At 61.6% G+C, this 6,490-nt stretch carries 5 protein-coding genes; all 5 read left to right on the top strand.

The features are described from left to right. Positions 1 to 538, top strand: a 538-nt coding sequence (locus ACSSV4_RS22810) for an HAD-IC family P-type ATPase (protein ID WP_454277288.1), incomplete at its 5' end; no start/stop codon positions are given. Between the two features lie 97 nt (positions 539 to 635). Then, entirely contained in the window at positions 636 to 2,297 is a 1,662-nt protein-coding gene (gene kdpA, locus ACSSV4_RS22805) for a potassium-transporting ATPase subunit KdpA (RefSeq protein WP_454277287.1), read from the top strand. Positions 2,298 to 2,321: 24 nt separating this feature from the next. Further along, positions 2,322 to 2,900 (top strand): potassium-transporting ATPase subunit C, encoded by a 579-nt coding sequence (locus ACSSV4_RS22800; RefSeq protein ID WP_454277286.1) that lies wholly within the window; start codon positions 2,322 to 2,324, stop codon positions 2,898 to 2,900. A gap of 9 nt (positions 2,901 to 2,909) precedes the next feature. Next, a complete protein-coding gene (locus ACSSV4_RS22795) occupies positions 2,910 to 5,564 on the top strand; it encodes a DUF4118 domain-containing protein (RefSeq protein ID WP_454277285.1) in 2,655 nt (884 codons plus the stop codon). Then, positions 5,564 to 6,253: a response regulator gene (locus tag ACSSV4_RS22790; protein ID WP_454277284.1), complete on the top strand. Its 690-nt coding sequence runs from the start codon at positions 5,564 to 5,566 to the stop codon at positions 6,251 to 6,253. The genes ACSSV4_RS22795 and ACSSV4_RS22790 overlap by 1 nt, the downstream gene beginning before the upstream one ends. The last annotated feature ends 237 nt before the right edge of the window (positions 6,254 to 6,490 follow it).

Raw genomic sequence — 6,490 nt, 5'->3', positions numbered from 1 at the left:
CAAGGAACAGAGCGAGGGCAAGCTGGTCGCCATGTGCGGCGACGGCACCAACGACGCGCCAGCCCTCGCACAGGCCGATGTGGGTGTTGCGATGAATACCGGCACTCAGGCGGCGCGCGAGGCGGGCAACATGGTCGATCTCGACAACAACCCGACCAAGCTGATCGAGGTCGTGGGCATCGGCAAGCAATTGCTGATGACGCGCGGCGCGTTGACCACATTCTCGATCTCGAATGACGTGGCCAAGTATTTCGCCATCCTTCCGGCGATCTTTGTGGCGCTCTACCCAGGGTTGGAGGCGCTGAATGTCATGGGGTTGTCCAGCCCGCAAAGCGCCATCCTCTCAGCGATCATCTTCAACGCGCTCATCATCCCCTTGCTGGTGCCATTGGCCTTGCGCGGTGTCACCTACCGCCCGCAAAGCGCGTCACGCCAGCTTGTCCGCAATCTTGCCATCTACGGCCTTGGCGGCCTGATCGCTCCTTTCGTCGGCATCAAGCTGATCGACGTGGCGGTCTCCGGCCTTGGCCTTGCGTAAAGGAAACTCCTGATGATCTTTCTCACCTATGCACTCGGGATCGCGATCTTTGCCGCTTTGATCGGCGTCGTGACCCGGATTTTCAAGGACTGACACCATGGACCATGTGTTGATCATAGCTCTTGTCATTGGGGGCACGGCACTATTGTCGCTGCCGCTTGGGATTTACATGAAACTAGCGATGGACCCTGATGCAGGGCAGATGAGCGGCGCGAGCCGCCTGTTCACCCGCATCGGTGGCACAGCAGAGGAACAGGGATGGAAAAGCTACCTTGTGACCATGCTGGTCTTCAACGCCATCATGTTCACCGTCACCTTCCTGATCCTTGCGTTGCAGCAGCACCTGCCGCTGAACCCTGACGGGATGGGGCCGCACGATCCGACGTTGGTGTTCAATACCGCCGCGTCGTTTACGACAAACACCAACCTGCAGCATTATTCGGGCGAAGCCTCGATGAGCTATCTCAGCCAGCTGGCGGGTCTGATGTGGCTGCAATTCGTCTCGGCCGCGACGGGGATTGCGGCGCTGGCGGCACTGGCTCGTGGCATTGCGGGCCGCTCGATGCTTGGCAACTTTCTGGTTGATGTGCAACGCGCGAGCTTTCTTGTGCTGCTGCCCGTGGCTCTGATCGTCGCCATGCTGATGGTGCTGGGCGGGATGCCGATGACGCTGCAAGGCTCGGCGGTTGCGACCACGCTGGAAGGTGTCACGCAGACCATCGCGCGCGGGCCGGTCGCGGCCTTTCTGACCATCAAGCAGCTTGGCACCAATGGCGGCGGCTTCTTTGGCCCCAACGCCACGCATCCACTGGAAAACCCGACCTTCTGGACCAATGGGTTGGCGATGATTGCGATCATCATAATTCCGATGTCTTGCGTCTGGATGTTCGGCGGGATTCTGGGCCGGATGAAGCATGCAGGCGTGATTTTCGCGGTGATGACGCTTTTCATTCTCGTCAAGATCACTGGTTCGGTCGCTTTCGAGTCCGCGCCGACTCCGGCCTTTGCCGAACTGCCCGTCGCCTCGGATACCGGCAATCTCGAAGGCAAGGAACTGCGTTTTGGGGCCACTGGCGGGCCGCTTTGGGCAGTGCTGACCACGTCCACGTCGAATGGGTCGGTGGGGGCGATGCATGACAGCCTCAACCCGCTGACCGGCCTGATGCCGATGGCGGGCATGTGGCTCAACGCGACCTTTGGCGGCGTCGGCGTGGGGATGATCAACATGTTTCTCTATATCATCGTCGCGGTCTTTGTCGCGGGGATGATGGTGGGGCGTACGCCGGAATATCTGGGTCACAGGATCGAGGCCAAGGAGGTGCGGCTGGCGGTTCTGGCGCTGTTTTTCCATGCCTTCCTGATCCTAGGCGGCACGGCACTCTTTGCCGCAACCTCGCTAGGCCAATCCACGGTGCAGGATATGGGTGCGCATGGTTTCTCGGAGATCCTCTACGAGTTCACCTCGGCGGCGGCCAATAACGGCTCTGGGTTCGAGGGGTTGGGCGACGGCACCTGGGCCTGGAACATCGCCACAGGCGTCGTGATGCTGCTGGGTCGCTTCCTGCCGATCATCCTGCCGCTTGCGATCGTTGGTAGCCTGATGACCAAGCGCCGTGCCGCGGAAAGTGCGGGCACGCTCGGGGTCGAGGATGCAACCTTCGGCACCATGCTGGGCTTGACCATTGTCATATTTGGCGCGCTGACCTTCCTGCCTGCTGCCGCCCTCGGGCCGCTGGCCGAACATTTCTCGCTGCCTTGACCGGCACTGAAAGGAGATATCCAAATGTCCAACATTCTTTCTGGCCTGCGGGTCACCGTCGCCACGATGGCGATCTGCGTCGCTGGCTATACCACGGTCATCCTCGGCTTTGCGCAGGCAGTCACCCCGACGACCGCCAACGGGTCGCTGATTGCCGACAGCGACGGCACAATCATCGGCAGTCGCCTTATCGCGCAGGGGTTCACCGCGCCGGAATATATCTGGCCTCGCCCCTCGGCGGTGGATTATGACGCCGCTGCTGCAGGCGGGTCGAACCTGTCGCCCGCCAACCCGGTGTTGGCGGACCGTGCGGCCAACCTGATCGCCGCCCATGGCGGCGTCAGTGAGACAAATCCGATCCCCGCAGATCTGGTGACCGCCTCTGGCGCGGGGCTTGATCCGCATATCTCGCGCGCAGGGGCGTTGTTTCAGGCCGAGCGTGTGGCGACGGCGCGTGGTATCGAACCACAAGCCGTGCGCGCCGTCATCAACCGGTTGGCCGCGTCCCCCGGTGGGGTGCTCACGACGGATTTGATCGTCAACGTGCTGGAACTGAACCTCGCGCTCGATGCGGAATTGCCCCGCATTGCGGAAACGGAGTAGCGTTTCGCCATGACCGAAGATGCCCGCCCTTCACCCGATGCCTTGCTGCGCGAAGCGGCTCGTGAAGGGCGTGGCATGCTCAAGATCTTTCTCGGCGCCGCCCCCGGCGTCGGGAAAACCTATGAAATGCTGCTCGAGGGTGCCGAAAAGCTGGAAGGCGGCGCCGATGTTGTGATCGGCATCGTTGAAACGCATGGCCGCAAGGAAACCGAGGCTCTGGTTGCCCCCTTGCCGATCATCGCGCGAAAGGAAATTGCCTATCGCGGGCAGGCCCTGACCGAAATGGACCTCGACGCTGTGTTGGAGCGGCAGCCGCAGATCGTGTTGGTGGACGAGTTGGCCCACACCAACGCCCCCGGCAGCCGCCACCCCAAGCGCTGGCAGGATATCGAGGAATTGCTGGCTGCCGGCATCGATGTGATGACCACCGTGAACATCCAGCATGTCGAAAGCCTGAATGATGTTGTGGGCAGTTTCACCCATGTCCGCGTGCGCGAAACCGTGCCCGACAAAGTGTTCGAGAATGCCGAGATCGAACTGATCGACCTGCCGCCCGAGGATCTCATTTCGCGTCTTGGAGACGGTAAGGTCTACGTGCCCGAACAGGCGCGTCAGGCGCTCGATCACTTCTTCTCCAAGGGCAACCTGCTCGCCCTGCGGGAACTTGCCCTGCGTCATGCCGCACAATATGTCGATGCGCGCATTCAGGAACACAAAAGCGTCACCGGCAAGGAGGGCGGACAGGCTGGGGGGCAGCGCATCCTTGTCGCGATCTCTCAGGCCGCGGGCGGCGAGCAGGTGATCCGCGCCGCCAAGCGTCTGGCCGATGCGCTCAAGGCCCCGCTGATCGCGCTTTATGTCGAGACACCGGCGGCGGCGCGGTTCAGTGACGCAGAGAAGACGCAATTGGCTGGAAACCTGTCTCTGGCGGGGTCGCTCGGGGCCACGCTGCAATCGGTGCCCGCAACCTCCGTTCAGGATGCCATTCTCGCGCATTGCAAGGACGTGCGCGCAACGCAGCTCGTGCTTGGAAAATCACGTGGGCATGGCGGCTCGTGGGGGCCGCGTGATACGATCATTCAGGATATGCTCGACCGAACAGCCGGGATCGCCATCCATGTCATTCCCTTTGACGATCAGGTCGGTCGGCGCGACTGGCGGCGTCTCATTCCACGCGGAAGCTGGACCGGAGACGTCGTGGCCATCGGATCGGTCGCGGCGCTGACGTTGGCCGCATTTCTGGCGCAGGGCTGGATCAGTCGCGGCCCGATCGACCTTCTTTATCTGCTGCCGGTGATCGTCAGCGCGAGCCTTTACGGGTTTCGCGCTGGCCTGATCGCAGCGATTGCCGCCGGAATCGCCTTCAACTTCTTTTTCCTTCCACCGTTCTACACCTTCATAATATACGGGCCTGCGAATATCATCACGGCTGTGTTGCTGGTGGTCGTCGCGATCATCACCGGACAGCTTGCGGCTCGCGCCCGCGCCGCCGCTGCACTCGCCATGCGCAGCGCCCGCGAGAATGCGGGACTTGCGCGGTTTGCCACGCGACTCGGCGCTGCAAGCAACACGGAAGAGACAGCGCAGCTCATCCGTGATGAATTGCGCTCCTTGCTGGCGGTGCAGACCATAGTGCTGCACCCCTCTTCTGACGGCGTGAAGATAACGGCATTCGGTCAGACCAAGCCAAATCTCAGCCCGGTGGACCGTGCTGCCGCGGAATGGGTGATGGAGCATGGCGAGGAGGCCGGCATCGGCACCAATACCCTCACCGCCAGCGCGTGGCAGTTCCGCCCGCTCAAGACCTCGCTCGGAACACTGGCAGTCCTTGGCTTTCGCGGACCGCATGGCCGCGACCCCATTCCGACCGAGCGAGCGGCGCTGGCCGAAAGTCTGATCGATCAGGCGGCCCTGGCCCATGAGCGCCTCAAGCTGGAGGCTGACATGCGCGACATGGAGGTGGTCCGTCAGCGCGACAGCCTACGCGCGGCCTTGCTCGCGTCGCTCAGCCACGACCTGCGCACACCGCTGACCGCCGTGACCGCTGCTGCCGAAGCGATTTCCGCGACAGGGACCGAGGCCGAGCTTGTCGAAACCGTCCGCAGCGAAGCACGACGACTGAACCGGTTCCTGTCGGACCTGTTGGACCTCACCCGCATCGAGGAAGGCGCTGTCACACCGGATATCGGCCCCATCGACCTGACCGATGTCATCGCATCGGTCACAAGCGATCTCTCGAGGACATTGGCTGATCGCGAAGTGAAAACAACGATTGATCCGGACCTGCCATTGGTGCGGGCGGATGCCGTTCTGCTTAACCATGCATTGCTGAACCTCGTCGCTAACGCGGCAAAATACTCGTCCCCAGATCAGCCGATCGAAATCATCGCCCGGCTCGGCCGCCGTGGTCCGGTGATCGACGTGCTGGACAGTGGGCCGGGCATTCCAGCGGGCAGCGAACAGCGCATCTTTGACCGTTTCGCGCGTGGGGAAACATCGGACCGGACCGGCGGTTCGGGGTTGGGCCTTGCCATAGTCAAGGGTTTCGCCGAGGCCATGGGCTTTACCGTCGAAGCCGCCCGTCGCCAGAAAGGCGGGTCACGCTTTACGATCCGCATGCCGCACGAGGCTGTCGTGCATCTGGCGTTGGAGGATATTACGTGATGGCCCAGATTCTGATCGTCGATGATGAAATGCCCATCCGCCGGCTGCTGTCGGTGGCAATCCAGCGCAGTGGCTTTGGCACCATCGAGGCAGAGAGCGCGGCGGCGGCTTTGGCTGTGCTGAAAGCATCACCCCCCCAGCTTGTGCTGCTGGATCTCGGTCTGCCAGACCGTGACGGGCTGGAGCTGATCGGTGCATTTCGGGAAAAGGCCGTGCCGATCATCGTGCTGACCGCGCGCGAGGCATCAAGCGAAAAGGTCGCCGCTCTCGACCTTGGCGCGGACGATTACGTCACCAAACCCTTCGACAGCGAGGAACTGATGGCGCGCATCCGGTCCTGCCTGCGACGCGCTGACCAGCAGCGTGGCGTTCAACGCCAGCTAACCGCTGGAGCTATCAGGATTGACTTTGATGCACATGAGGTCTGGAAACACGAGACTGAGGTAAAACTGACCCCAAAAGAATTCACGCTGCTCTCCGCCCTTGCCAGCCATCCGGGGAAGGTGCTGACCCACACCCATCTGCTGCGAGAAGTCTGGGGTCCCGCGCATACGGAACATGTTGAATACCTGCGTGTGACCGTGCGATCCCTGCGCAAGAAACTCGAAGACGACCCAGCAAGCCCGACCATGATACAGAACGAACCGGGGGTCGGCTATCGTTTGAAAGAAATGGCAAAGACCCAGTAACCCTGCGCGTATCAACAGGCTGACCATCTTTGGAAAATCTTTCTTTCAACTCGCAGGCAATACCTGATCGGAAATGCTGCAACGTTAACGAAAGGCAGAAATGCGAAAGCTGCAACGCGGCACCATAGCTTGCTGTCAATAGCCGCTAATGGGATGTGTTGGCTGCTTCCCCGCCGTTGGGTTATCCTGAACCGGGATCAACCGCGCAACAAGGAGAAGTAGCCATGTGTGCAAAGA

This window comes from Roseovarius sp. MBR-154 (genome assembly GCF_053628595.1).
Note: the sequence above shows the minus strand (reverse complement) of the source record. Positions and strands in the feature narration are given on the sequence as shown.